The sequence below is a fragment of the Glutamicibacter arilaitensis Re117 genome (assembly GCF_000197735.1).
Classification (GTDB): Bacteria; Actinomycetota; Actinomycetes; order Actinomycetales; family Micrococcaceae; genus Glutamicibacter; species Glutamicibacter arilaitensis.
This window is the reverse complement of record NC_014550.1, coordinates 36575-59930: the sequence shown is the minus strand read 5'-3', so window position 1 is coordinate 59930 and position 23356 is coordinate 36575. Positions and strand designations below refer to the sequence as shown.

The 23356-nt window shown below is 60.8% G+C and carries 25 protein-coding genes, 1 tRNA gene and 1 riboswitch; of the genes, 13 read left to right on the top strand and 13 right to left on the bottom strand.

The window, feature by feature from the left end:
* Window positions 1–32 precede the first annotated feature (32 nt).
* Window positions 33–263 (bottom strand): hypothetical protein, encoded by a 231-nt coding sequence (locus tag AARI_RS00630; RefSeq protein WP_041648259.1) that lies wholly within the window; start codon window positions 261–263, stop codon window positions 33–35.
* Between AARI_RS00630 and AARI_RS00625 the strand changes: the two genes are divergently transcribed.
* The 7 genes from AARI_RS00625 to AARI_RS00595 all read left to right on the top strand — a co-directional run bounded on the left by AARI_RS00625 (window position 250) and on the right by AARI_RS00595 (window position 7851).
* Window positions 250–1587 (top strand): hypothetical protein, encoded by a 1338-nt coding sequence (locus AARI_RS00625; RefSeq protein ID WP_041648256.1) that lies wholly within the window; start codon window positions 250–252, stop codon window positions 1585–1587. The two genes, AARI_RS00630 and AARI_RS00625, sit on opposite strands and share 14 nt — an antisense overlap.
* On the top strand, window positions 1584–1952 hold the full coding sequence (locus AARI_RS00620) for a GntR family transcriptional regulator (protein WP_013347456.1): 369 nt from the start codon (window positions 1584–1586) through the stop codon (window positions 1950–1952). The genes AARI_RS00625 and AARI_RS00620 overlap by 4 nt, the downstream gene beginning before the upstream one ends.
* A gap of 34 nt (window positions 1953–1986) precedes the next feature.
* Window positions 1987–2081: riboswitch (TPP riboswitch) on the top strand.
* Complete coding sequence (gene thiM / locus AARI_RS00615) at window positions 2071–2865, top strand: hydroxyethylthiazole kinase (RefSeq protein ID WP_013347455.1); 795 nt, start codon at window positions 2071–2073, stop codon at window positions 2863–2865. Its footprint overlaps the riboswitch before it by 11 nt.
* Window positions 2858–3499: a thiamine phosphate synthase gene (thiE, locus tag AARI_RS00610; protein ID WP_013347454.1), complete on the top strand. Its 642-nt coding sequence runs from the start codon at window positions 2858–2860 to the stop codon at window positions 3497–3499. Before thiM ends, thiE begins: the two co-directional genes overlap by 8 nt.
* A complete protein-coding gene (thiD, locus tag AARI_RS00605) occupies window positions 3496–4920 on the top strand; it encodes a bifunctional hydroxymethylpyrimidine kinase/phosphomethylpyrimidine kinase (protein ID WP_013347453.1) in 1425 nt (474 codons plus the stop codon). Before thiE ends, thiD begins: the two co-directional genes overlap by 4 nt.
* Before the next feature lie 27 nt (window positions 4921–4947).
* A complete protein-coding gene (locus AARI_RS00600) occupies window positions 4948–6231 on the top strand; it encodes a uracil-xanthine permease family protein (RefSeq protein ID WP_013347452.1) in 1284 nt (427 codons plus the stop codon).
* Window positions 6232–6444: 213 nt separating this feature from the next.
* A complete protein-coding gene (locus AARI_RS00595; protein WP_013347451.1) occupies window positions 6445–7851 on the top strand; it encodes a sugar porter family MFS transporter in 1407 nt (468 codons plus the stop codon).
* A gap of 93 nt (window positions 7852–7944) precedes the next feature.
* Here AARI_RS00595 and AARI_RS00590 read toward each other — a convergent pair whose 3' ends face one another.
* Entirely contained in the window at window positions 7945–11127 is a 3183-nt protein-coding gene (locus AARI_RS00590; protein WP_013347450.1) for a beta-phosphoglucomutase family hydrolase, read from the bottom strand.
* Window positions 11128–11219: 92 nt separating this feature from the next.
* Between AARI_RS00590 and AARI_RS00585 the strand changes: the two genes are divergently transcribed.
* Entirely contained in the window at window positions 11220–12197 is a 978-nt protein-coding gene (locus tag AARI_RS00585) for a hypothetical protein (protein WP_013347449.1), read from the top strand.
* Here the strand turns inward: AARI_RS00585 and AARI_RS00580 are convergent.
* From AARI_RS00580 to uriH, 9 genes are all read right to left on the bottom strand, one after another.
* Entirely contained in the window at window positions 12194–12925 is a 732-nt protein-coding gene (locus AARI_RS00580; protein WP_013347448.1) for a glycerophosphodiester phosphodiesterase family protein, read from the bottom strand. The two genes, AARI_RS00585 and AARI_RS00580, sit on opposite strands and share 4 nt — an antisense overlap.
* Entirely contained in the window at window positions 12922–13716 is a 795-nt protein-coding gene (locus AARI_RS00575) for a Cof-type HAD-IIB family hydrolase (protein WP_013347447.1), read from the bottom strand. The genes AARI_RS00580 and AARI_RS00575 overlap by 4 nt, the downstream gene beginning before the upstream one ends.
* The gene (locus AARI_RS00570) at window positions 13717–14616 is read right to left on the bottom strand and encodes a PfkB family carbohydrate kinase (RefSeq protein ID WP_013347446.1); all 900 of its coding nucleotides are present in this window, start codon (window positions 14614–14616) and stop codon (window positions 13717–13719) included.
* Window positions 14617–14625: 9 nt separating this feature from the next.
* On the bottom strand, window positions 14626–15291 hold the full coding sequence (locus AARI_RS18330) for an alpha/beta hydrolase (protein WP_013347445.1): 666 nt from the start codon (window positions 15289–15291) through the stop codon (window positions 14626–14628).
* A gap of 14 nt (window positions 15292–15305) precedes the next feature.
* Window positions 15306–16094 (bottom strand): enoyl-CoA hydratase/isomerase family protein, encoded by a 789-nt coding sequence (locus AARI_RS00560; protein ID WP_013347444.1) that lies wholly within the window; start codon window positions 16092–16094, stop codon window positions 15306–15308.
* 42 nt (window positions 16095–16136) lie between these two features.
* Window positions 16137–16853 (bottom strand): LysR family transcriptional regulator substrate-binding protein, encoded by a 717-nt coding sequence (locus AARI_RS00555; RefSeq protein ID WP_013347443.1) that lies wholly within the window; start codon window positions 16851–16853, stop codon window positions 16137–16139.
* A gap of 87 nt (window positions 16854–16940) precedes the next feature.
* On the bottom strand, window positions 16941–17372 hold the full coding sequence (locus AARI_RS00550) for a universal stress protein (RefSeq protein ID WP_013347442.1): 432 nt from the start codon (window positions 17370–17372) through the stop codon (window positions 16941–16943).
* Between the two features lie 55 nt (window positions 17373–17427).
* Entirely contained in the window at window positions 17428–18126 is a 699-nt protein-coding gene (locus AARI_RS00545) for a dienelactone hydrolase family protein (RefSeq protein ID WP_013347441.1), read from the bottom strand.
* 87 nt (window positions 18127–18213) lie between these two features.
* Complete coding sequence (gene uriH, locus AARI_RS00540) at window positions 18214–19185, bottom strand: uridine-preferring nucleoside hydrolase UriH (protein WP_013347440.1); 972 nt, start codon at window positions 19183–19185, stop codon at window positions 18214–18216.
* Between the two features lie 150 nt (window positions 19186–19335).
* Here uriH and AARI_RS00535 point away from each other — a divergent pair, with 150 nt between their 5' ends.
* Together AARI_RS00535 and AARI_RS19515 are read left to right on the top strand one after the other, a co-directional pair.
* On the top strand, window positions 19336–20385 hold the full coding sequence (locus tag AARI_RS00535; protein WP_013347439.1) for a LacI family DNA-binding transcriptional regulator: 1050 nt from the start codon (window positions 19336–19338) through the stop codon (window positions 20383–20385).
* A gap of 9 nt (window positions 20386–20394) precedes the next feature.
* Entirely contained in the window at window positions 20395–20556 is a 162-nt protein-coding gene (locus AARI_RS19515) for a hypothetical protein (protein WP_013347438.1), read from the top strand.
* On the opposite strand, the gene AARI_RS00530 is transcribed toward AARI_RS19515, so the two are convergent.
* Entirely contained in the window at window positions 20545–21081 is a 537-nt protein-coding gene (locus tag AARI_RS00530; RefSeq protein WP_013347437.1) for a YdeI/OmpD-associated family protein, read from the bottom strand. The two genes, AARI_RS19515 and AARI_RS00530, sit on opposite strands and share 12 nt — an antisense overlap.
* A 78-nt stretch (window positions 21082–21159) precedes the next feature.
* Here AARI_RS00530 and AARI_RS00525 point away from each other — a divergent pair, with 78 nt between their 5' ends.
* Window positions 21160–21615 carry a DUF523 domain-containing protein gene (locus AARI_RS00525; protein ID WP_013347436.1) on the top strand — a complete coding sequence of 152 codons (456 nt, stop codon included), beginning with the start codon at window positions 21160–21162 and terminating at the stop codon, window positions 21613–21615.
* Between the two features lie 84 nt (window positions 21616–21699).
* On the opposite strand, the gene AARI_RS00520 is transcribed toward AARI_RS00525, so the two are convergent.
* Window positions 21700–21783 (bottom strand) — tRNA-Leu (locus tag AARI_RS00520).
* A 281-nt stretch (window positions 21784–22064) separates the two neighbouring features.
* On the opposite strand from AARI_RS00520, the gene AARI_RS00515 reads away from it, so the two are divergent.
* Together AARI_RS00515 and AARI_RS00510 are read left to right on the top strand one after the other, a co-directional pair.
* On the top strand, window positions 22065–22880 hold the full coding sequence (locus AARI_RS00515) for an FhaA domain-containing protein (protein ID WP_013347435.1): 816 nt from the start codon (window positions 22065–22067) through the stop codon (window positions 22878–22880).
* Complete coding sequence (locus tag AARI_RS00510; RefSeq protein WP_013347434.1) at window positions 22877–23356, top strand: FHA domain-containing protein FhaB/FipA; 480 nt, start codon at window positions 22877–22879, stop codon at window positions 23354–23356. The genes AARI_RS00515 and AARI_RS00510 overlap by 4 nt, the downstream gene beginning before the upstream one ends.

Below are 23356 nucleotides of genomic sequence, written 5' to 3'. Positions count from 1 at the left end.
ATCGTTTAATTCGCCGGAGGATTCAATATGTATCAAATAGTTGATACATTGATTTCCATGAACCAGTTCTCGGCGAGCGCCATATCCATCGCTTTCGTTGCCGCAATCATCTGCGTTTGGTTGCGTTCGGTGGCGCACAGGCGTGGAACACCAGCTATCGACCGGGCCCGATCCCACTCGTTCTGGTGCGCATTGATCGCATTCTTTGCTTCAACCTCATGGGATTTGTCCGAGACCTGGCGCGTTTCAATGACCGAGCCCAATTCAGGTTCGGCTCTCGCTGAAGCACTCACTCCGGGGATCTGGGTTCTTCTGGTTTACCTCATCGGCTTGTTCACTTGGCCCAAGGAACTCCAGCCAGTGCGCACCGCTTCATTAGAGGCCCGCAGCCTGACAACTCCATTTCCCAAGGCCCTAGGGGCTTTCGTTGGGCTTTTGCTGCTGATCGCGGTCGGCTCCCTGTGGCCGGCGTCCAAAGTCGAAGGGCTCGTTGGCGTTCCGGCCTCGGAATTCACGACCTTTGATTTTGACGGCATCTATTCATACACGTCGGAGGGTCCGTATGATGGGCGGTTGCCGGGCACACAGATGCTCCCGGTATTCATCGTGGCCCTGGCAGGGATCATCGTGGCCGCGGCTGTGATTACCGTAGTTATCCTGAAAAGACCTGCCTTGGCCGGCATCTCGGCCGAAGACAACCAAGCGTTGCGCACGGTCTGGCTCAACCGCTTGATGCGCAATATCGGCATCGTCTTGCTGGCCTTCACCGTGTCGGTGGTCAATTACTCGCAGGCTAATTCGCCGGATGGACAGTACGAGTTCGTTAGCTATGGCGCCCTTGCGGTCGCCCTCACGTTGCTCTTCTGGGGACCGCGCTCTACATTCTCAGCTCAATCCACCACCAGGGAACGGACCGCCTTCTCGCGTTTGCGTGATCAACTATTCACCTTGCAATACGTAACTGCAGCACTCACCTTGCTCAGCGTTGCAATCGGCTGGTCATTCTTGCCACTGGATGACGAGCTCCAGATGCCTACCAATGAGCGAACTACGTGGATCTTAATGATCTTTGCCGGTGCGGCTTTGAGCTATGCCGTTCTCAATGCGCTTTATCTCAGCTACGTCAGCACCGTGGCCCGGCAGGCGTCTGCAGCACCCAAGTACCACGCGCCCCTGCCCTTGTGGTCCTACATCGCCGCTGGCTTGCTGTTTGCCACCAGCACCTATTTTCTGCTCGATCCGCCGCTGGACTATTTGTGGGGCTTCGTGCCTCCAGGCAAGACAATGGTTGCAGGCTTGATCCTGCTGTTGCTGGCAACCCATCTTGGATTCGTCTGGTTCTCCCGCCGGGCAATTATTCCCTGGGCTGTCTCGTCGGCCGAAGAAATCTGGTACCGCAAGGTCCTGGAACTGCGTTCAATGCGTGTTAACACCAGTGCAGTGGTAGCCATGCTGCTCATTGGCTACGGATTCCCGGCCGGGCTGGGACTCTTTGCATTGCTCATCTTCGTTGTCCCAGCAGTCATTTTCCTAGAGCGCCCCGGTAGCGCCTTCGTGCGGGAACATCAGCCGGCAGCTACTTCATGAGCACGCAGATCAGTGTTGACCTCCAAGCAGCTACCCCGCCCTATGAGCAGATCCGCTCGCAGATTGCTTCACTGATCTCCTTGGGAGATTTGCCCTCGGGGAGCAAGCTGCCTACTGTGCGTGCGCTGGCCACGGACCTCGGCGTCGCTGCCGGTACAGTGGCGCGCGCCTACAAGGAGCTGGAAGCCGAAGAGCTGATCACCTCCCGGCGCCGGGCCGGCACAGTGGTCAACGAGCGGCCGCAGACGGTGGACACCAGGGAAGATCTGCTGGCCGCCGTGGATCGCCTCTGGGCGCTGGCGGCCGCGCAGAAGGTGGATGCGGCCACGCTCAAGGCCTTGGTGGCGCGGCGCGAGCGTAAGTAACTTGTCCTCGGAACCGGTTGTGCGTACGCTCTATGGCAGTGACACGGGGTGTCGGATCAACCGACTGAGATAAGACCCGTAGAACCTGATCTAGTTCACGCTAGCGGAGGGATGTCGCATGGCTTTGCATGCAGTTGCCCAAAAATACCGGCAACAATCACCTTTGGTTTTTTGCCTGACCAATACCGTCGTATCCAATTTCACCGCCAATGTCTTGCTGGCATCCGGGGCTTCCCCGGCCATGACGGATCTGCCCGGAGAGGCCGGCCCATTCGCGCAGGCAGCTTCAGCCGTATTGGTGAATTTGGGAACTCCAAGCACTGAACAGCTGACCGCCATGGAAGAAGCTGTGCAGTCGGCGAGCGCTGCAGGCACCCCCTGGGTCCTGGATCCAGTGGCAGTGGGAGCGCTTCCGGTGCGCACGGAGTTTGCCCGGCGCATTGTCCGGCAACGCCCGACCCTGATTCGCGGCAACGCCTCGGAAATCCTGGCCCTGGCCGGCCGGCAATCTGCTTCGCGCGGTGTCGATGCCTTGGATGAGGTTTCTGCCGCCTTGGCGGCGGGACGCGAACTGGCCACGGAACACGACTGCGTAGTGGCCATTTCCGGCCAGGCTGACGCCATCATCGACGCCACGCGTACCGTCTTGGTGCATACCAACGGAATTGGCTTGACCCGGATGACAGGTGGCGGCTGCGCCTTGGGCGCGGTCTGCGCCGGGATGGTTGCGGTCCACGATGACCCGTTCGAGGCCACCATCGCAGCCCACGGTTTCTATGGCCTGGCCGCGGAAAAGGCCCTGGCTGGCAGCTCCGGTCCGGGCAGCTTCGCAGTTGCCTTCCTTGATGCGCTGTCGGCTGCCGATCCCGGGGAACTGAAGACTTTGAAGTACGAGGAATTGAACCATGCATAATTACGGCGCTTATCTAGTAGCCAACACTGCCAGCTGCACCCCACGCAGCACCCTGGAAGTTATCGAGGGCGCCGTCGCCGGAGGGATCGGGTGGATCCAGCTGCGCGCCAAGGATGAAAGCGCCCGGGAATTCTTCGAGCTGGCCTGCGCGGCTGCCAAGCTCACCGAGGGCAAAGCCCAGTTGCTGATCAATGACCGCATTGACGTCTACCTCGCGGCACGGGCTGCTGGCGCAGCAGTGAACGGCATCCATATCGGGCAAAAAGATGTGCCGGTACAGCTGGCTCGCCAGATCATCGGCGAGGGCATCATCGGCTTGAGTGCTTCCAGCGATGAGCAATTGGCCCAGGCGAACAAGGTCGCCTCGGTGATCGACTACCTCGGTGTAGGAGCCATCCGCGCCACTCCGACGAAAAAAGACCATCCTGCTCCCCTGGGGCTGGACGGCTTTGCGCGAGCCGCTGCCTTGGCCAAGCTGCCCTGCGTAGCGATCGGCGCAATTACCCAAGACGATGCCGCCGCGATCCGCGCCGGCGGCGGCGCAGGCCTGGCCGTGGTCCGCGCCATCTGCAACGCCGAAGATCCGCAACTTGCCAGCGCGCAGCTGGTCGCAGCCTGGGAGGCCTCGAAATGAACATCCTATCCATCGCAGGCTCCGATCCTTCCGGCGGCGCCGGAATCCAAGCGGATCTGAAGGCCATTGCCGCCAACGGCGGCTACGGAATGTGCGTGATCACCGCTTTGACTGCGCAAAACACCCATGGGGTATCCGGAGTTCAGGCGATCAGCGGCGATTTCGTCCTCACGCAGCTCGAAGCCGTGAGTACAGATATCCGCATCGATGCGATCAAGATCGGGATGCTGGCCAACGCCGAGGTGATCCGCGCAGTCACCAGCTGGCTGGAAACTGTTGACGCCCCCGTCGTGCTGGACCCGGTCATGGTGGCGACCAGCGGGGATCGCCTGCTCGACGACGAATCGGCCCTTGATTCACTGCTGGATCGCGCCACGGTGATTACCCCGAACCTGCTGGAGCTGGCCAGCTTGCTGCGCGAGCCTGTGGCCCCTTCCTGGGACGAAGCCCTGCGCCAGGCCCAGCGGCTGGCTGCCAAGCACGACACGCTGGTGCTGGCCAAGGGCGGGCACCTGGCCGGGGCGGATTGCCCCGATGCCCTGGTGTCGGCGGGCGGGGTGCAGCTGGAGCTGCACGGAGCGCGCCATGCCACCAGGAACACCCACGGCACCGGCTGCACCCTTTCCAGCACTCTGGCTACCCGCTTCGCTGCCACTGGAGATTGGATCGCCGCGTTGGAGCAGTCCAAGTCCTATCTCTCCAAGGCCATCGCAGCGGCCGACCAATTGCAGGTGGGCAGCGGCCACGGCCCGGTCAACCACTTCATCGACTTCTTCGGCACCGCAGATCCAATGGGCGACTGGTGGCAGAAGATCCAGCCCATCCGCGAGGAAATCGACCAGCTGGATTTCATCACCCGGCTATCCGAGGGCACCTTGGACCGGGAAGACTTCCACTACTACATCGCCCAGGATGCGCTGTATCTGCTGCGCTATGCCAAGGTGCTTTCGCTGGCCAGCTCGATGGCGCCGGATCTCGGTGCCCAGCGTTTCTGGTCGCGTGGCGCCAACGGCATCCTCGATGGCGAGCTGCAGCTGCACGGCAGCTACCTGGACGAGTTCGCTGATACGCCCAGCGCCATCACGCTGAACTACACCAACCACCTGGCTGCCAGCCAGGAGAGCTACGGGGAGCTGATTGCCGCGATCCTGCCTTGCTACTGGCTGTACCAGGACATCGGCAAGCGGTTGGCGGCAGCCAACCATGCCGAGCATCCTTATCGGCAATGGCTGGAAACCTATGCATCCGAGGAATTCGATTCCGCCACCGAGCAGGCCATCGAAATGGTCCGCCAGGCGTTCGAGCAGGCAGATCCGCAGCTGCGGGCCCGCATGGAGGCCGCTTTCATCCGCTCCGCGGAACATGAGCGCTCTTTCTTCGCGCAGGCGCACGAGAACCGAGTAGACTTCTCTACGGCCTAAAACCCGCAGGGCCCGGGAAGAGGAATCATGAGTTGGAGCATTCACGGCAACGGCAGGACCATCACCCCAGGTGAGGTAGTTGCCCCGGATGAGCGGCTGCATTGGCCGCAGACCGTTTCCATCGGAGCCCAGCACATCCTGGCGATGTTCGGCGCCAGCATCCTGGTGCCAACCATCACCGGCTTCCCGGTCACCACGACCTTGCTGTTCACCGGCCTGGCCACCGTCATCTTCTTGCTGATGACCAGGAACAAGGTGCCCAGCTACCTCGGCTCGTCCTTTGCGATGATTGCCCCGGTCCTCTCGACCACCCAGTCGCACAGCATGTCCGGCGCGCTGGGCGGCATCGTGATGACCGGGGCCTTGCTGTTCGTTGTCGGGCTGATCGTGCAGAAGACCGGCACCGGCTGGATCCACGCCCTGATGCCGCCGGTGGTCATGGGCACCATCGTGGCGCTCATCGGCCTGAATTTGGCCAGCGCAACGCTGGTTCCCATGACCGAGTTCCCACTGACCACTTTCCTCACGGTGATCTTTACCGTGGTCGCGACCGTTGCGTTCAAGGGCCTGCTGGGCCGGTTGTCGATCCTCATGGGACTTCTTTGCGGCTACCTTGTTGCGCTGGCCCAGGGGCAGGTGAGCTTCAAGGCGGTTGCTGCCGCGGAGTGGATCGGACTGCCAGAATTCCACACCCCGACCTTCCACTTCGACACTGCGCTGATGTTCCTGCCTGCGGTGTTCGTGCTGATCGCCGAGAACATCGGCCATGTGCGCACCGTGGGCGTGATGACCAATCGCGACCTGTCGAAGTTCAACGGCCGTGCGCTGATGGCCGATGGCGCTGCCAGCGTACTCGCCGGATTCGGCGGCGGTTCGGCCACCACCACCTATGCCGAGAACATCGGGGTGATGGCCGCCTCGCGCGTCTACTCCACTGCGGCCTACTGGGTTGCGGCGATTGTGGCGATGGCCCTGGCCTTCCTGCCGAAGTTCGGCGCGCTGATCGGCACCATCCCGGTGGGCGTCATCGGCGGCTTGGGCATCGTGCTCTACGGCATGATCGGCATCGTCGGTGCCCGCCTGTGGATCGAGGCGAAGGTGGACTTCGGCAACCCGATCAACCTCATGACCGCAGGCACCGGCCTGATCATCGCGATCGCGGTAACCAAGGAGATCGCTTTCGGCCAATTCCAGCTCGGCGGCATCGCACTGGGCTCGATCGCGACCTTGGTGGTCTTCCACGTCATGAGCCTTGTCGCCAAGGCGCGCGGAAATGATTTGGCCGACTCGCAGAAACCTGCGAAGCAGTAATCAAATGCATCCAGCCGGCCGCCGTCACGAAAAATCGTGGCGGCGGCCGGCCGTTTTGCTTGAATTCCCCCACTGGTGTGGGAAGAGATCCGGAGCCGGAAGCGGCTCACGGCAAGATAAAGTAAGGACTCCTTCCAAAATGTGATTCATCTCCCATTCAAAAGCCAAAATTGGCCATTGTTGGTGGGGTCGAATCCGATAGCATGACTATTTGTGACTGCGACTACATCAGACGGAAAACTATCCGCACGGCTCATCTTCATCGCCCTCGGCGCGGCATTGGGTGGGTTTGTTTTCGGGTATGACTCATCAATCGTTAACGGCACCGTGGACGCTGTCGAGCACGAATTCGGGCTCAACGCAGTGACCATCGGTTTCACCGTATCTTGCGCCCTGCTGGGCGCAGCCGTGGGCGCTTGGGTGGCCGGCGTCGTCTCCGAACGCGTGGGCCGCGTGCGCACCATGCTCATTGCATCGATGCTGCTGCTCATCTCGGCCCTGGGCTGCGGGCTGTGCTTCGGCGTTGCGGACTTGATCCTCTGGCGCATTGTCGGCGGCATCGGCGTGGGCTTCGCCTCGGTAATCGCCCCGGCCTACATCGCCGAAGTTTCCCCAGCAGCCCATCGCGGGCGCTTGGGCACCATGCAGCAGATGGCCATCGTGCTGGGCATCTTCGTGGCCTTCCTCGTCAGCGCCCTGCTCGTCTTCGTCATGGGCTCCGCGGATGCCATCGGCCTGTTCGGCCTGGCCGCCTGGCGCTGGATGTACCTCTCGCTGATCGTTCCGGCCGTAGTCTATGGCCTGCTGGTCCTGCGCCTGCCTGAATCCCCGCGCTATCTCGTTGAGCGTGGCCGCTACGTGGAAGCCGCCACCGTGCTCACCCGCGATATAGGCATGCAGGCCGGCACCGAAACCGAAGCCAAAATCGAAGAAATCCGAGCTACTGTGCACATTGAACGCCGCCAGGTATTGAAGGACCTGCTCGGCCGCTTCGGGTTCCACCCGCTGGTCTGGACCGGCATCCTGCTATCGGTATTCCAGCAGTTCGTCGGCATCAACGTGATTTTCTACTACTCCACCACGCTGTGGAAGTCCGTGGGCTTCGCCGAGTCCGACTCCTTCACCATTTCGCTGATCACCTCGATCACCAATGTGGTGGCCACGATCGTGGCCGTGCTGCTGATCGACGTGATCGGCCGCAAGCTGCTGCTGACCATCGGCTCGGCAATCATGACCGTGTCACTGGGCATGATGGCCGTCGCCTTTGCCCAGTCGGTCACCACCAACGGTGCCGTCGAGCTTCCGGGCAGCTGGGGCATCGTCGCACTGGTCGCAGCCAACCTGTTCGTCGTCGGCTTCGGCGCGACCTGGGGGCCAGCTGTCTGGGTGCTCCTGGGCGAAATGTTCCCGAACTCCATCCGCGCATTGGCGCTGGGCGTAGCCGCCGCTGCGCAGTGGATTGCGAACTTCATCGTCTCCACTTCCTTCCCGGCCCTGGCAGAAGCAGGCTTGGCCTTGGCCTACGGCATCTATGCCTTCTTCGCCCTGCTCTCCTTGGTCTTCGTGATCTTCCTAGTCAAGGAAACCAAGGGGCGCAAGCTCGAGGAAATGACGCTTTAAGGGGCAACGCGGCCCCTAGCGGGCACTGCACGCAAAGAGGGAGGCCAAGAACCGGATCGGTTCTTGGCCTCCCTCTTGCCGTACAGGCTGGGTCTACCAGGCCTTCTTGGGCACTTCGACGCCGGCAACTCTTTGCAAGGACAGCACATGATCCAAACTTGGCCGGCCTTCCAGTGCCGGTCCCTGGTCAGGCAGCGGTACCACCAGAGCCTGCCCGGGTTGCAGGTCGATTTGCTCACCGCGTACCCAGATCGGTCGCGAGAAGTCGCCCTGCAAGGTGAACTCGATGGAGCGGGCCCTGAGTTCGACCGCGATCCGCATCCCCCGCCAGCCCAGGCTGAAGCTCAGCGACCGCCACTTTTCTGGCAGGCGCGGATCGAAGCACAGCCGGTCATCGTCATCGCGCAACCCGGCAAAGCCATAGATCAGCGCCGACCACACGCCTCCGGTGGAAGCCACATGGACGCCGTCTGCGGTGTTTCCATGCAGGTTGTCCAGATCCACGTTCAGCGCATGCTCGAAATACTCCAAAGCAAGATCCCGGTACCCGACCTCGGCTGCCAAGATGGACTGCACCGTGGCCGACAAAGTCGAATCTCCCGTAGTCAGCGGATCGTAGTAGTTGAAGTCAGCGAGTTTCTGCTCGGCAGTGAAGTCGCTGGAGCGCAACCACAAGGCCAGCACCGCGTCAGCCTGCTTGATCACCTGGAAACGGTAGATCACCAGCGGGTGGTAGTGAAGCAGCAGCGGCCGCTTATCCGCGGCGGTATTCTCCAGATCCCAGACCTCGCGATTCAAGAAATGCTCATCTTGCGGATGGATTCCCACTGATTCCGAATACGGAATATGCATGCAGTGCGCGGCCTTAAGCCACAGCAGGATTTCCTCTTCTTCCAGCGCATACTTGTCAGCCAGCAGCGCGTAGTCACGCGGACGCTCCTGCGCCATCTCGGTCAGCAGCTGAGCACTTCGGCGCAGGTTAAACCGGGCCATCACGTTGGTATAGAGATTGTCATTGACTACCGCGGTGTACTCATCGGGTCCGGTGACACCGTGGATATGGAACCGTTCATCACCGGGCTCTCCACGCCAGAATCCCAAGGATGCCCACATGCGTGCGGTACCCACCAGAATTTCCGCGCCACCAGCGAGCAGGAACTCGTCATCCTCCATCACGCTCAGATAGCGGTTCAGCGAATACACCACGTCGGCGTTGATATGGTACTGGGCTGTACCTGCCGGATAGTAGGCACTGGCTTCTTCACCGTTGATGGTCCGCCAAGGGAAAAGCAGCCCTGCTTCGTTCATGGTGCGCGCCCGGCGGGTGGATGCAGGGAGCATCGAAACGCGGGCCCGCAGGGTGTTGCGGGCCCATTGCTGATTGGTATAGGTCAAGAACGGCATCACGTAGATCTCGGTATCCCAGAAATAATGCCCGGAATATCCATTGCCACTTACGCCCTTGGCGCTGATCCCCAGGCCATCGGCCCGACCAGCTGCCTGGGCGAGCTGGAACAGGTTCCAACGGATCTTGCGCTGCAGCGCCGGGTCATCGCAGTCCACCTGAACATCGCTGCGCTCCCAGTAATCGGCAAGGAAGCGGCGCTGGGTGCGGAAGTGCTCGTCGATACCCAGTGGCACCAGATGCTTCAAGACACGTTCCGAGCGCAAGAGCATCTCTTGGGCTGGGTGGCGGCGGGAGGAGTGGTACACCACGAACTTGGAAACGCGGACGCCCTGGCCAGCTCCCAGCCGGGTGCTGATCACCTCATCTGCACGTTCATCGGCTGCCTTGCGGGAAATCGACAAGTCAGCTTGCGCCCCACCGGTGATGGCCACCTGGTGTTCCACCATCGCCGCCACGCTCATGCCAGAACCGGACACTTCATAGGAGATGCCCAGCCGGGCGTCCTCGGCAAAGGTTCCGGCAGGATTCAGCGGATTGGCACTGGCTTCTTCGCTCTTGCGCGGATCAACCGGTCCCCCGGCATCGGTCTCTTCTGGGGAAGCTACCGTGCGTGTTGAGCGGTAGCCAATCACCGAAGACTGGATCAGCACCTGCGCCGGAGCATCCAGCAGCCGCACATGGATATCCTGCACCGCCAAATGCCGGTCGGTAAAGGAAATCATGGAGCGGGACTTGACCTCGATCCGGTGTCCCTCAGCGGTCCGCCACAGCGTATGCGCGTTCAAGGTGCCATCGAGGAAGTCCAGGCGCAGGTCATCGCGCAGCATTTCGGTGCGTCCGACTTCCAGCGCCTCATCATTGATGAATACCCGCAAGGTCCGGAAGTCCGGGGCGCTGATCATCGTCTGGCCGGTTTCAGCCAAGCCGAAGGCGCTTTCCGCGTGGCGGATCTGCCAGACCTCGTGCAGCCCGTTGATGAAGGTACCGCCGCTTTGATCCCCCAGGCCCAGCTGTGCCGCACGTGAACCGAGGAAGCCGTTTCCCAAGGAGAAGACCGTATCTTCAGCGCCGCTGCTCTCGCGGTGCCCGGTGCGGGCGATGGACCAGGGGTCCTCCTCCCAAGCTTTCACCGCCTGCTCGGAAACCAGCTCCGAGAGGTCCTCGACCACGAAATCAGCGCCGGCTTCCAGCAGTGCCGCCGCGTTGTCTTCACGTGCCACGCCGACGACGCCGAAGCCGCCCGCACGCGCCGCGGCCACCCCGCTGGTGGCATCTTCGATGACCACGCACTCCTCGGGGCGCCAGCCCAGATCCGCCGCGGCAGCCAAGAAGGTATCCGGAGCCGGTTTTCCTGCTAGACCGCGGGCGGCAGCCTCCTGCCCACCGATTACCAGCGGGAAATGCTCTTCAAGCCCGGCGGCCTTCAGCACCGTACGGGCATTGCGGGAAGAAGAAACCACAGCCACATTCAGCCCGGCACCCAGGACCTGCTGCAGGTACGCCAGCGAGCCCGCGTAGGGATCAATTCCGTCGCGGTGCAGGACCTGGGTGAATTTATCGTTTTTCATATTGCCCAGGGCGCAAATGCTGTTGGTCCCGGCAGGATCGCTTTCGCTTCCGCGCGGTAATGAGATGCCGCGGGATGCAAGAATTGCGGCCACCGCTTCATAGCGCGGCCGGCCGTCGAGCAAGTTGTAGTAATCCTCAGACGTGTAGGCAGACACGCCCGGATGTTCGCTGAAATAAGCGGTGAAGAGTTCTTCCCATGCCTTGCGATGCAATAACGCAGTAGGGGTGATCACGCCATCCAGATCAAAGAGGACAGCTTTGTAATCACGGTGTCGGTACTCGGGACGAAATGCGTTCACAATCGAAATCCTTCGACTTGGGTGCGTACTGCGGGACGTATTCCTTACCGTAGCAACTGAATGCGCTTGCTTCGACATACTACGATAAGAATGTGGCTCAGTGGATAGATGTATGGAATTCCGATGACTGGCGTGAAGCAACCGCCGAGTGGATCGATGCTGCGTGCGAGGCCTACGGCATCCAACGCACCGCAGGACCTGATTTCTGGCCTGCCAATTTGCACCAGATCCAAGCTGTAGTCCAGACCGATGCCGCTGATCTGATCTTCAGCGCCAACGCTCCTGGACTGACCTCCGAAGCGGCGACTACCGTGACTGCCGGAACGCTGCTGCCTGATCGGGTCGTCATGCCGGTGGCAATCGACCGCATGGCTGGCTACATGCTCAGCCCGGACTACGGCCACACCCTGGCCGATCTGGGTGACACGGTGGAGAACTGGGAGCTGGCCATGGCCTCGCTCGGTTCCTTCCAGGTCGCACTGATGGGCCGTGAAGAAGAATTCTTCGATTCAGGGGTAACCGTGGTGGATCCACAGTTCCTGCCTGAGCAGTACGAACAAGCCCTGACCATGCATGTGTCGCTGGATTCTGCCCACCCCCTGCATGTGGATGGCTCCAGTGCGGACAAAATGGCTTCGCACATCGATACGCTCAAGAAGGCCGCGGCCACGTTGCATTCAGGGCCGGTTCCGCTGAGCCTGGAGCATGGAAACTTCGACCTTTCCCAGGTAGTGGTGCCAGCTGAGCCAGACGATCACGGCCGCATCCTGAATTTGGCGTCGGCGCACTGGGCGCATCCGTTCTCCTCGCTCAATACCCCATTGGCCGCCATGTGCGAGGCGTGGGGTTGCCAGACCAGCGATGAGCGCGTGATGAAGGTGCTCTTCGCGTACCTGGACCAGTTCGCTGCCTACGGTTCACCAGATGAACTCTACGACCTGATCAATCCAGCCTGCTTGGTAGCACCGCTGTCGCAGCACGAGACCTGGCTGCGCCTGCTGCTGGATGTCAGCGATGAGCGACTGCAGGAAAATGCCCCGACCGTGCTGGACACCCTGGATCTTTCCTAGCCAGCTGCGGGAGAACCGAGAACCTGCACCAGCAAGGCCGCGTCATCACTCATGATGGCGTCGGCCTTGCGGTCCATTAACAGCCGCATGGTCGGTTCGTCATCGATGACCCACACATGCACCTGCGCTCCTGCGCGATGGACCGCTTTGATGAAGCGGCGGGTCGCCACCGGAAGCGGGCCCTGCTTCAACGGCACCTGCACGGCCCAGTAGCTAGCCAGCATCCGCTTGGGCACCCAGCCCAAGAGGTGGGCGCACAGCCAGATGAGCACCAGTTCACGCTGTCCCGGCGAGCGCCGTATCGGTGCCGAGAGCAGGTGGCTGACCGCGGCGCTGCGTGCCGTGGAGAAGGCTGCCAGGGCAATGGCCCCGTGGGCTTTTCTGCGTTCAATCAGCGCGGCCAGCGGTCCGATGACCTGCTCGTCTTTTACATCCAGGTTCAGTGTGGCCTGCGGGAACGCATCGAGCAGGGCATCGAGGGTGCACAGCGGCTGCCCACCGGCGCGGATCTGAGCCAGCTGCTCATCGGTGCAGTCGTTGAAGTTCCCGCTGGCGTCGGTGACCCGGTCCAGGGTTTCATCGTGGAAGAGGTAGACGGTGCCGTCGGCCGAAGCGTGCACATCCGATTCCAGATGGGTGATTCCCAGATCTACGGCGCGCTGGAAAGCAATCAGCGTGTTTTCTTCATTCCAGGTGCGTACCCCGCGGTGCGAGAAGGCGTAGGTCATTTCAGCAGCTTCTCGATGATCTGGGCTACCCCGTCCTCAGCCAAGGCTGGTGCGCGGAAGCGGGCGGAGGCCAGTGCGGCCGGATGCCCGGAGGCCATCGCGTAGCCGTGGCCTGCGTATTCAAGCATCTCGATGTCATTTGGCATATCACCAAAAGCCATCACTTCATCGGCGGTGATGCCCAAGCGCTGGCAGTATTCATGCAGCGTCGTGGCCTTATGGATATCCACCCGCGACATTTCCAGCAACGATACGTCAAAGGCCGAGTGCGTGACTTCTACGAGGTCTGCCAGCTGCGGCTGCACCGAGGCATAGAACTGGTCGATGGGCATGGTATTGGAACGGGCAAGGAACTTCACGATCCCCTCGGAATCAATGGAATCACTAGCCAGATCCAATACTGCCTGCACCCCCGACTTGTGATGGCGGTCGGCAAAACCATCACCCAAGTGCAATCCCTTGGTGGTTTCGGCGGCAAAGGAGGCCTGCGGTTCCAGCTCCAAGATGATTTCGGTGGCCCGCCGGGCGGTGGCTGCGCTGAGCGTGCGCGACCAGATCACTTCATCTTGTTCCAAGTCGTAGAGCACCGCGCCGTTGGAGCAGATGACCTTGCCCAGCCCGCCGAAGGACTCGATGACCGGGGTGAGCCAGCGGAAGGGGCGTCCGGTAACAAAGACAATCTGGATGCCCGAGTCGCGCGCTTCGATGAAGGCGCGCTTGGTGCGCTCGGAAATGGTTCCATTCTGCGAAACGATGGTGCCATCCAGATCAGAGGCGATCAGCTTGATCATCTACAGCTCCTCACGGTGCGGCGGGTTCGCCCCGGCACGCTGCACGGTCACCGCGGCGGCCATCGCCGCGAATTCCAAGGCCTGCGAAAGCTCTGAGATTTTCAGCTGGTTCAGCTTCTCGCGGTTTCCCGCGCCAATCATCTGGTGCTCGGCCAGCCAGCACAGCAGCGCGGCGGTGAAGGTATCCCCGGCCCCCACGGTGTCGGTCACCTCAACGGACGGCGAAGTGAATTCGGCATCCCCGGCCCGCACCACGCCCCACGATCCTTGGGATCCGGCGGTGGACACGACAATCGCCGGCCCCATATCCAGCCAGGCGCGGGCTGAATCGCGCACCGAGCGCATCGGGTACAGCCACTTCAGGTCGATACCGGAAACCCGCACCACGTCGGCCTGGCCGACGAATCGTTCAACCTCGGCTACGGTCTGGGCGTGATTGGTGACCAGCGATGGGCGCAGATTCGGGTCATAGCTGATGGTGGCGTGGGTGCGTGCGGCCGAGAGCAGCGGCAGCAGTTCCTCGGGGCTGAACAAGGTGGCAATGGAGCCGGTGTGCACCAGCTCGGCGTCCTGGGCCAGTTCCGGGCCAATGGTCGGCATCTGCCAGTAGGCGTTGAAAGCGAAGGCCGCACCGCCAGCCGGATCCAGGATGCCATGGGCGATCACGGTGGCCTCGTCATCGGCGCCGCCGAGGTAGGCGACGTTATTGTCCTTGAGGTATTCCTCGATTTTCCGGCCCTTGTCGTCGGCGCCCCAACGAGAAATCAGGGTACCCGGGTAGCCCAGGCGGGAGAGCGCAACCGCGACGTTCAACGGACTGCCGCCAACGAACTCCTGGGCTGGGGCAATGCCGGAGGCCAAGACGTCAACGAGGGCCTCGCCGATCACGGTCGGGTTCATGCTGCTCCTTCAGTAGTGCAGTGGGGACAGCGCGCGTACGCAGGCGGCCCATTGGCTGCTGCGCGGATCGATCCACGTGTAGTGATCGCCGGCGAACAGTGCGAAGCTGTGTTCCTGTCCCAGTGCGGCGGCTTTTTGCGCTGCGCTGCGGGCAATTCTCAACGGAACATCGGCATCATCCCGTCCATGAAAGATTACGACACGGGCGCGCATAGGCCATAATTCCACCGGGCTGTAGGCGCTCAATGACGCGCCTGCGAGCATCTGGTCCACCGCACCATCGCTGAGCTTCAGGTGCTGGGCGCTTTCAAGGTCCAGCACCCCGGCCTGGCTGATCACCTGCGAGACGCGTTCATCGTGAGCGGCCAGCACGCAGGCCAATTGGGCTCCGGCCGAATGCCCGATCAGCGTGATCGGGCCTTCTTCCTTAATCAGGCCCAGCGCGAGCCGGGCATCGGCCAGCATTTGCGCTGCGCTGCCCGGCCCGCGCCGGTATTCGAGGTTGTAGGCAGGGATCCCGCGGGCAGCGAGATCTTCTGCCAGCGGCACGCCAAGTTCAGCGGTGTACTTTTCGCGCCAGTATCCGCCGTGGATGATCATCACAGCGCCTGCAGCGGTGATGTGCTGCGGTTCGTAGAACTGCAGGTATTGGTCTTGGCGCGCTCCGTAGTGCATTGCTGATGTTTCGGCTAGTTGCCCGGGAATTGCGGAGCGCGCTTTTCCACGAACGCGGCACGGCCCTCCACCGAATCAGCGGTCTTGAAGGCCTGCTGGAAGGAGTCTGCCTCAACCAGCAAGGCGTCGTGGGTATTGAGTCCATCCATGTCCATCAGCGCGTTCTTGGCATTGGCCACGGCGGTCGGCGCGACCTTGGCGACTTCCTCGATGGCCGCTACCGCCTGGTCAATCAGTTCCCCGGCAGGAACCACGCGGTTGGCCAGGCCAATGCGCAGTGCTTCGGCGGCCTTGATCCGTCGTCCGGTGAAGATCAGTTCCCTGGCCATCGCATTACCTACGCGGCGTGGCAGGCGGACCATCCCGCCGAAGCCTGGAACCAGCCCGAGGTTGACTTCTGGCTGGCCAAAGCTGGCCGACTCAGACGCATAGATGAAGTCACAAGCCAGGGCCAGTTCGCAACCGCCGCCCAAGGCGAAGCCATTGACCGCGGCGATCACTGGGACCTGCAGCTTCTCCAAGCGTTCGGTGACCGCGTGCATCTGGCGGCCGTAGGCCAGCGCCGCTTCCGGGTCCATTTCGCGCAGCTGCACGATGTTGGCGCCGGCGACGAAGGATTTCTCCCCCGCGCCGGTGAGGATCACGCCGCGGTATGCAAAACCGGTGCCCTGGAACCAGTCCAGGAAAGCCTCGAGGTCGTTGACGACCTCCTTGGCCAGTGCATTCAGCGACTTTGGCTGGTTGACAGTGACGATGAGGGCCGAGCCCTGGGTGCTCAGGCTGAGGGTATCGAATTGTTTCATACCCCTAACTCTCTCACGTAACGCGCGTCACCTATTGGATTCTCAGCGGTGTTTGCGTGGCTTCGCTTTGGCACCCTGCGGCCTCTTCGATGAGCTTTTGTCCTGCTGTTTTGCCTTAGCCTGAGCTTTGGCCTTGGCCTTCTTCTGCTCATTGATGCGCTTGGCCTTCTGCTCCTGGTTGCGCACCGAAGTCTGTCGCGAAGAACTGGCGGTACGTCCGCGGACAATTCCGATGAACTCTTCAAGCAGGGTCGTATCTTCGGCCACCGAGGGCCACGCGATGCCAACCTGCGTTGGCGAACCGTCTTCAATGAAGCGGACCACCACGTCCTTGCGCGCAAAGAGCCGGGCAATGGACTGCTGGGTGCGCAGCACCTGGGCTCCGGAAGCGACAACTTCCATGGCTACCGGAATGCCACCGGTCGATAGCGGGTAGTCGGCCAAATCAAGTTGCGGGAAGGACTCGACGGTTTCCAGGGGAACCGATTCTTCGAAGTACTCCACGTCGTGGTCTTTGCCTGCACAAACTACTTCCAGCTCTTCATAAAGCGGGATGACGTGCCTTGTTGCGTCCTTGGGTGATTCCCCGCGGTAGCGCACGAAAACTGCATCGGCTTCCCCGGTGGCCAGCAGGTCCAGGATCTGCCCCTCGTCTTCTCGCCAGACTTTCAAATCTACGGCGGGATACCGTTCAACGAAGCGGTCTATCCATTTGCCTGGGGTGACGCCGGTTTGGTAGGCGATTGAAAGTTTTTGCACGGGTTAAGCCTACGCTGTGCCGGATTAAATAGTGCAGGCGGGCACCGAGAAATCGGTGCCCGCCTGCACTTGGGAAGTCTGGGAGACTTACTTGTCGGTCTTGACGACCAGAACGTCGCACGGTGCCGAGTGGGCAATCGAGGAAGCTACGGAACCGAGCACGCGGCCCAGGCCCTTCATGCCTACGTTACCGACAACGATCATCGAAGCCTTGCGGTCTTCTGCATCGGAGATCAGCACGTCGCCTGGCTTGCCGCGGCCGGCAGCAGCGGTGATCTTCACGCCTGGAACAGCGTTCTTCACGTCGTTGGCAACGCGCTGGGCCAGCTTGCGGGCCTGCTCTGCATCGTCCAGGATCCAGGTATCGGAACCGATGGAGACGACCTCGGTGTTATCCGATGCGTGAGCGGTGATGACCACCAGGTCAGCGTCGAGCTTGACGGCGAGTTCTGCAGCCCGGCGGGCAGCGCGCTGTGCGGTTTCGGAACCGTCGACGCCTACGATGATGGTTTCAGACATATTGCTCTCCTTTATATGAGTCATGCATTAAGTGATGGGTAACACTTTATGGCCTTCAGGCCACTTTAGCTTGTAAAAAGTCCACGGCGCGTTGCCAAGCGACGGCAGCCTGCTCGGAATCGTAATTGCCGGCAGGATTCTCGTCGTTGTGGAATGCGTGGTCGGCGTCGTAGTAGAAGTACTGGACTTCCGCCCCTGATTCCTGGCGAATCTGCTCTTCTTGCGCCTTGGCCTGCTGCGGCGGGTACATCTGGTCGAAGTTCGCGTAGTGGCCTTGGATGGCCGCGCGGACACCGGAAAAATCGTTGGGCACGCCCTGGCCGACACCGTAGAACGGCACCGCGGCAGCGATTTTTTCGCCTTGCTGCGCAGCGAGCTGCAGCACGAAGCCGCCGCCCATGCAGAAGCCAATGGTACCCAGTTTTTCGCTGGTCACGTGATCGCTGGCCAGCAGGTAATCCACCGCGCCGCTCAGCAGCTGCGCACCCTTGGCTTCAGGCAGCTGGGACATCATCTGCACAGCTTCCTCGCCGTCATGAGTGATCGATCCGCCGTAGAGGTCCGGGGCCAGCGCTACGAAGCCCAGGGCCGCCAGCCGGTCTGCTACGTCGCGGATATGGTCGGCCAGTCCCCACCATTCCTGGATCACGATGACCCCCGGACCCTTGCCGGATTCGGGAACGGCTAGATAACCGTGCGCCTGCGGGCCTGAAGAAGGGAAAGTCACGTTCTGATGCGGGGTCTTGTCCGTCATGGTGCCTCCTGCTGTGCGTGTGCTTCCAGTTTATGCAGGTCTGGGTGAGATTGGCATTGACCTGCCCCACATTGCGCCCAAGTTGTTCTATTTCCCGGCTGTGACCTCGCCGATACGCTCCAGGGCATCTACAACCAGGTTCCAGAACCCCTCGTGGTCCAGGTCCACGGCCACCGAGGTATTGCAGTCGGCGGATGCTGGTGCGCGGAAGTCGGTGACGGTCATTCCCAAGGTGAGCTCGCCGCGTAATTCGACACTGACCGGTGCCTTGACGGTTCGCACGATGTCCGGGTCGATCACGTACGCTACGGCGCACGGGTCGTGGACCGGCGGAGCGTCGAAGCCCTGGTGATCACGGTAGGCCTGGGCGAAGAAGTCCATCAGTTCGCGTACGAACTGCGAAGGCCCGGTGCCGATCTGCTCAATGCGCTGCACGACATCGGCGGTTGCCAAGGCCTGGTGGGTCAAATCCAGTCCGACCATGACCACCGGCCAGGCTTCGTTGAAGACGATGTGAGCCGCTTCCGGGTCGATCTTGATATTGAATTCAGCCACTGCCGACCAGTTGCCGGTGTGGTAGCCGCCGCCCATCAGCACCACTTCGCGAACGCGCTCGACGATGCGTGGTTCCTTGCGTACCGCCAACGCGATATTGGTCAAGGCGCCGGTGGGCACCAAGGTGATTTCACCTGGCTCGTGGCTCATCACCAGATCGATGATGACATCCACCGCGTGGCGCTCATCGAGTTCGATCGTTGATTCGGGCTGCGCCGGGCCGTCCATTCCGGAATCCCCGTGGACGTCTCCGGCGGTTTCCACCTCGCGCACCAGCGGTCGGGCGCAGCCTGCGGCGAAGGGAATGCCGGTGATGCCGGCAATGGTGCCCACAACCAGTGCGTTGGTGGTGACCTTGTCCAGGGTCTGATTACCGGCAACGGTGGTCACGGCCAAGAGCTCGATTTTCGGATTTCCGTGCGCCAGAATCATTGCCACCGCATCGTCATGACCCGGGTCGCAGTCCAAAATGATCTTGCGCGGGGCAGTATTGTCCTGGGTCATGGATCTTCTTTCGCTCTGCCAGCTGAGCGCCGGCAGCTTAGTCGTGGAGGGTGGATTATTATCCCTTGATAATTCTTTCGCGTCTGCACGCCACCGTCAAGCGCTTAACGGAAAGCTGTCGCGCATCACGTTTCCGACTACGATAGAGCCATGAACAATGGTGAGAACTCCGGCAACTCGCGCGCTCCACGTCGCGTCACCGCAGCGATGGTCGCTGAACATGCCGGCGTTTCCACCGCAACTGTTTCACTTGTGGCCAACGGAAAGTCAGCGGGCCGCGTATCTGCCGTCAATGAACAGCGCGTACGTGAAGCCATCCGCGAATTGGGCTACTTCGTTGACAGCATCGGCAGCTCGCTGGCCAAAGGTGTCAGCTCGCTGGTGGTTTTGGTGGCCCCCGATATCTCCAACCCGTTCTTCGCCAAGGTCATCGCCGGGGTGCGCTCGGTTCTGGCCAGCGACTACCAGCTGCTGCTTTCGGTCACCGACGCAGGCGTCTCCCCCAGCGCCATTGAAACCAGGAAGATCATGGGCCTTCGCCCGGCAGGCCTGCTGGTCCACGCCCCGAGTCAGGACTTCCTTGAAGAAATTTCTAGCAACCTTCCGCTGGTAGCCCTGGATGCTCCGGGCATCGATCCTCGGATTCCAGCGGTGAATATGGATGTTGCCCAGGGCGCTCGAGAGGTCGTTGCGCATTTTGCCGCACAGGGACACACTAAGGCCGCATATCTTGATGCCAGCACTGGCACCGAAACCTTGGCAGTGCGCCGTGAAGCTTTCCTGGCTGCCGCAGCCGACTACGGGATCAAGGTGCTGCCATCTTCTGTTGCCAGCTCGATGATTGATGTCACCGCGGCTTCAGCCGCCTTTACCCAGCGCTGGACCCAGTGGCGTGATTCCGGCGTTACCGCCTTGGGCTGCGCCACCGACAACCATGCCTTTGGCGTGCTGCACGCGTCCCGCCACTTGGGGATCAGCATTCCACAGCAGCTTGCGGTAGCCGGATTCGACGACCTGCCCTATTCAGCGACGTCCAACCCTTCTATCACCTCGGTCCAGCTCAACGCCCAAGAAGGCGGACGCCAGGCCGCCTTGAAATTGCGTGCGCTGCTGGACGGCAAGACTCCTGATCCACTGCAGAGCATGCTGCCAAGTTCGTTGATTGTTCGTGGATCGACGCTGAACAACAAAGGAAACTAACTAGTGAACATGCGTAAATGGCCCGCCAAGGTCACCGCCGTCATCGCTTTGCTCGTTGCTCTGGGCTTAGTCGTGATCTCCAGCGGAGCGCTGAGCCTGATCACCGGGCCGGAAGCTCCTTCGGGTTCCGAAATAGAGTCAGCCGTACACAGATTGCCGCTATTGGATTAGTTTTCCGCCCTTGTCCACCTCTGGATCGGTACAGGATGACAAATCGAAACAGCACGGGCGGCGCTTGCCGTCGCGCAGCTTGGAAATACTGACCTCCACCCGGCGTTCGCGGGTAGACGGGTTCTTGGTGGCACCAACCCAGCGCACCCATTCCCACCGTGCCATCGGAGTCAGACCGGCCCACATCTGTTCTAGATCGTCAGCTTCATCCAAGGCACCGGCCAAATCCTGCGGAATCTTCGTTTCCGGCCAGGTGCCGGCCACCCGTGCGGTCAGCAGCACCTGTTCGCCTGCCTCAGCTGGCAGCTGGGGCATCCCCAGGTTATCAAGGGCCAGCCAATGGCCTCGACGTCCGTCGGGATCAACCACAATCGTGTGGCCTTCATGAGCTGAAAGCAGCTCCACCGCAACCTGGCCGCGGCTTGGCAATTTATCACTGGATTCCTGCTCCAGCCTCAGGATCTTCCGCTCATTGACCAGGTCAACTGTGCCACGCAATTCAATTTCTTCATTCGATACCGCCATCAGAATTCCCCTCTCCACTGCTTAAAGGGCAGTCTATGGCACAGAAGCCTTGCCCGTACCTCTAGCTATTCTGCTGTTGTGATTCACCGCCGGATACTCGTTAGCTCCTGCCTGGCTGGCATTCCTTGCCGATATGACGGCAAGGCTAAAACCGACCCGGAAATTCTCGAATCCGTGGAACACAACGAAGCCATCGCGCTTTGCGCCGAAGAGCTTGGAAATCTGCCAACGCCCCGGCCACCGGCAGAAATCGTCGGGGGCGACGGCCAAGCGGTACTGGACGGCCTAGGTGCAGTTATTGATATCAACGGTGAAGATGTCAGCAATCAGTTTATTGACGGTGCTCAGAAAGTCGTGGCTGTCATTCAGCGCGAGGGGATCACCGAAGCGATTTTGCAAGATCGCAGTCCTTCATGCGGCTGCGGACGCATCTACGATGGCACGCATTACGGAAAGCTCGTCGAAGGCGATGGAGTGCTTGCTGCGCTGCTCAAGCGCCGCGGCGTCACTGTCAGCGGAAGTTCGGCACTCTGACACACCTTGGAAGGTAACGATTCAGTTTCACTTTTAACGAAAAAATAACCCGTGATCCGAAGATCAGAGGCTATTTTCCATTTGTGCGCGAGGGGGGACTTGAACCCCCACGACCTTGCGATCACTGGCACCTGAAGCCAGCGCGTCTACCAATTCCGCCACTCGCGCATATTCTTTTTTGCTGCATTCGTTCTTTGCAACAAGAAATAGCCTACACATACATTTTCCGTTCGCCTAATCGAAACCCCTGATTGTGGTTAGCGACACACAAGGAACCTTTTTCGGCATTTATCGTTGATATTGATGCACTTGAGTTCCTCGAAGCTTTTCGGCATTTGCACAGCTGAAAACAGTAAGATCGATTATGAAGTTCTGTGTTCGCAGCTTGGTCAGGGTGGATGCAGCCTCCCGCCAACCAGCCATGGACCCTAAGGAAAGGAGCACGGATAATGGGCTTTCTCGACAATGTCGAACGCGGCTTAGAGAAGGTCGTCACTAGCTTCTTTCGTGGCACCAGCACCGCAGATCTCAAGCCAGTCGAACTGACTACCGCCATACGCAATGAGATGGACCGCGGCATCATGCCGATCAGCGAAGGCCGCAGCCTCGCAGCCAATGACTTCGTCGTCTCATTAAGCTCCAAGGACTACAACACCGCCCAGGGATGGGGCCGCGGCGTGGTCAATGAGATGGCAAAGGTCACCGCCGAGCATGCGGTCGCCCAGGACTACTCAGTTCGTGGCGATGTCATGATCCATTTCGTTTCCAAGGGTGATTTCAAGCCTGGCGAAATGGAAATTGCCAGCTCGGTCAAGGAATCCAGCGCGCGGCCAGTGGCCTCAGCACCGGCGAAGAGGCCGGCAACCACACCAGCAGCACCTGTTGCTGCTCCGAAGACAACCGCACAGCCACGTCCAACGGTGCGTCCGATTGCTGAAATCCCCAATAAGCCAATGCAGAAGCAGGCGATCTTGGAGGTCGCCGGACAGCGTTTCGCGTTGAATCACCATTCCATCGTGTTGGGCCGTTCGGCAAGCACTGATATTCCAGTGGATGATTCGGGTGTTTCCCGCCAGCATGTTCGGGTAGAGACCCGTGGCAAAACCAGCTTTGTCGTCACCGATTTGGGATCCACCAACGGTACTTACGTAGATGGCAAGAAGATTTCGGAAGAAACCCGTATATTTGACGGTTCGATCATTACCATCGGACAGACAAAAATCGTCTTTCGACTGATTACCGCAAACAACGGAGGCCGCGCATGAACGATCTGGTTCTAAGCTTGTTCCGATTGGGCTTTTTGGTCCTCATCTGGTTGCTGGTCTTGAGCGTCGTCGGATCAATGCGTCGCGATTTGGCCATCGGCTCACGTGCCCGCACCGGCAAGCCCAGTGCCCGGGAACTGAAGAAGAACCCAGAGCTAGCTGAACCAGAAGTGCCTGCCCGCAAGGCCGCCACCACTTTAGAAGTTGTGGAAGGCCCGTTGACTGGCAGCAGCATTCCGCTCCGCGGCCAGCCGATCTTGTTCGGCCGCGCCCAGGATGCCACCGTCGTTCTTGATGATGACTATGCTTCCGGGCGCCATGCCCGACTGTTCCCGCAGGGCTCGCGCTGGTTCATTGAAGACCTCGGTTCGACCAACGGAACTTTTGTGGGCGACAGCCAGCTCTCACGTGCCCAGGCCGTGGAACCCGGCCAGCGAATCCGCATCGGAAAGACTGTCATGGAATTGAAGTCCTAG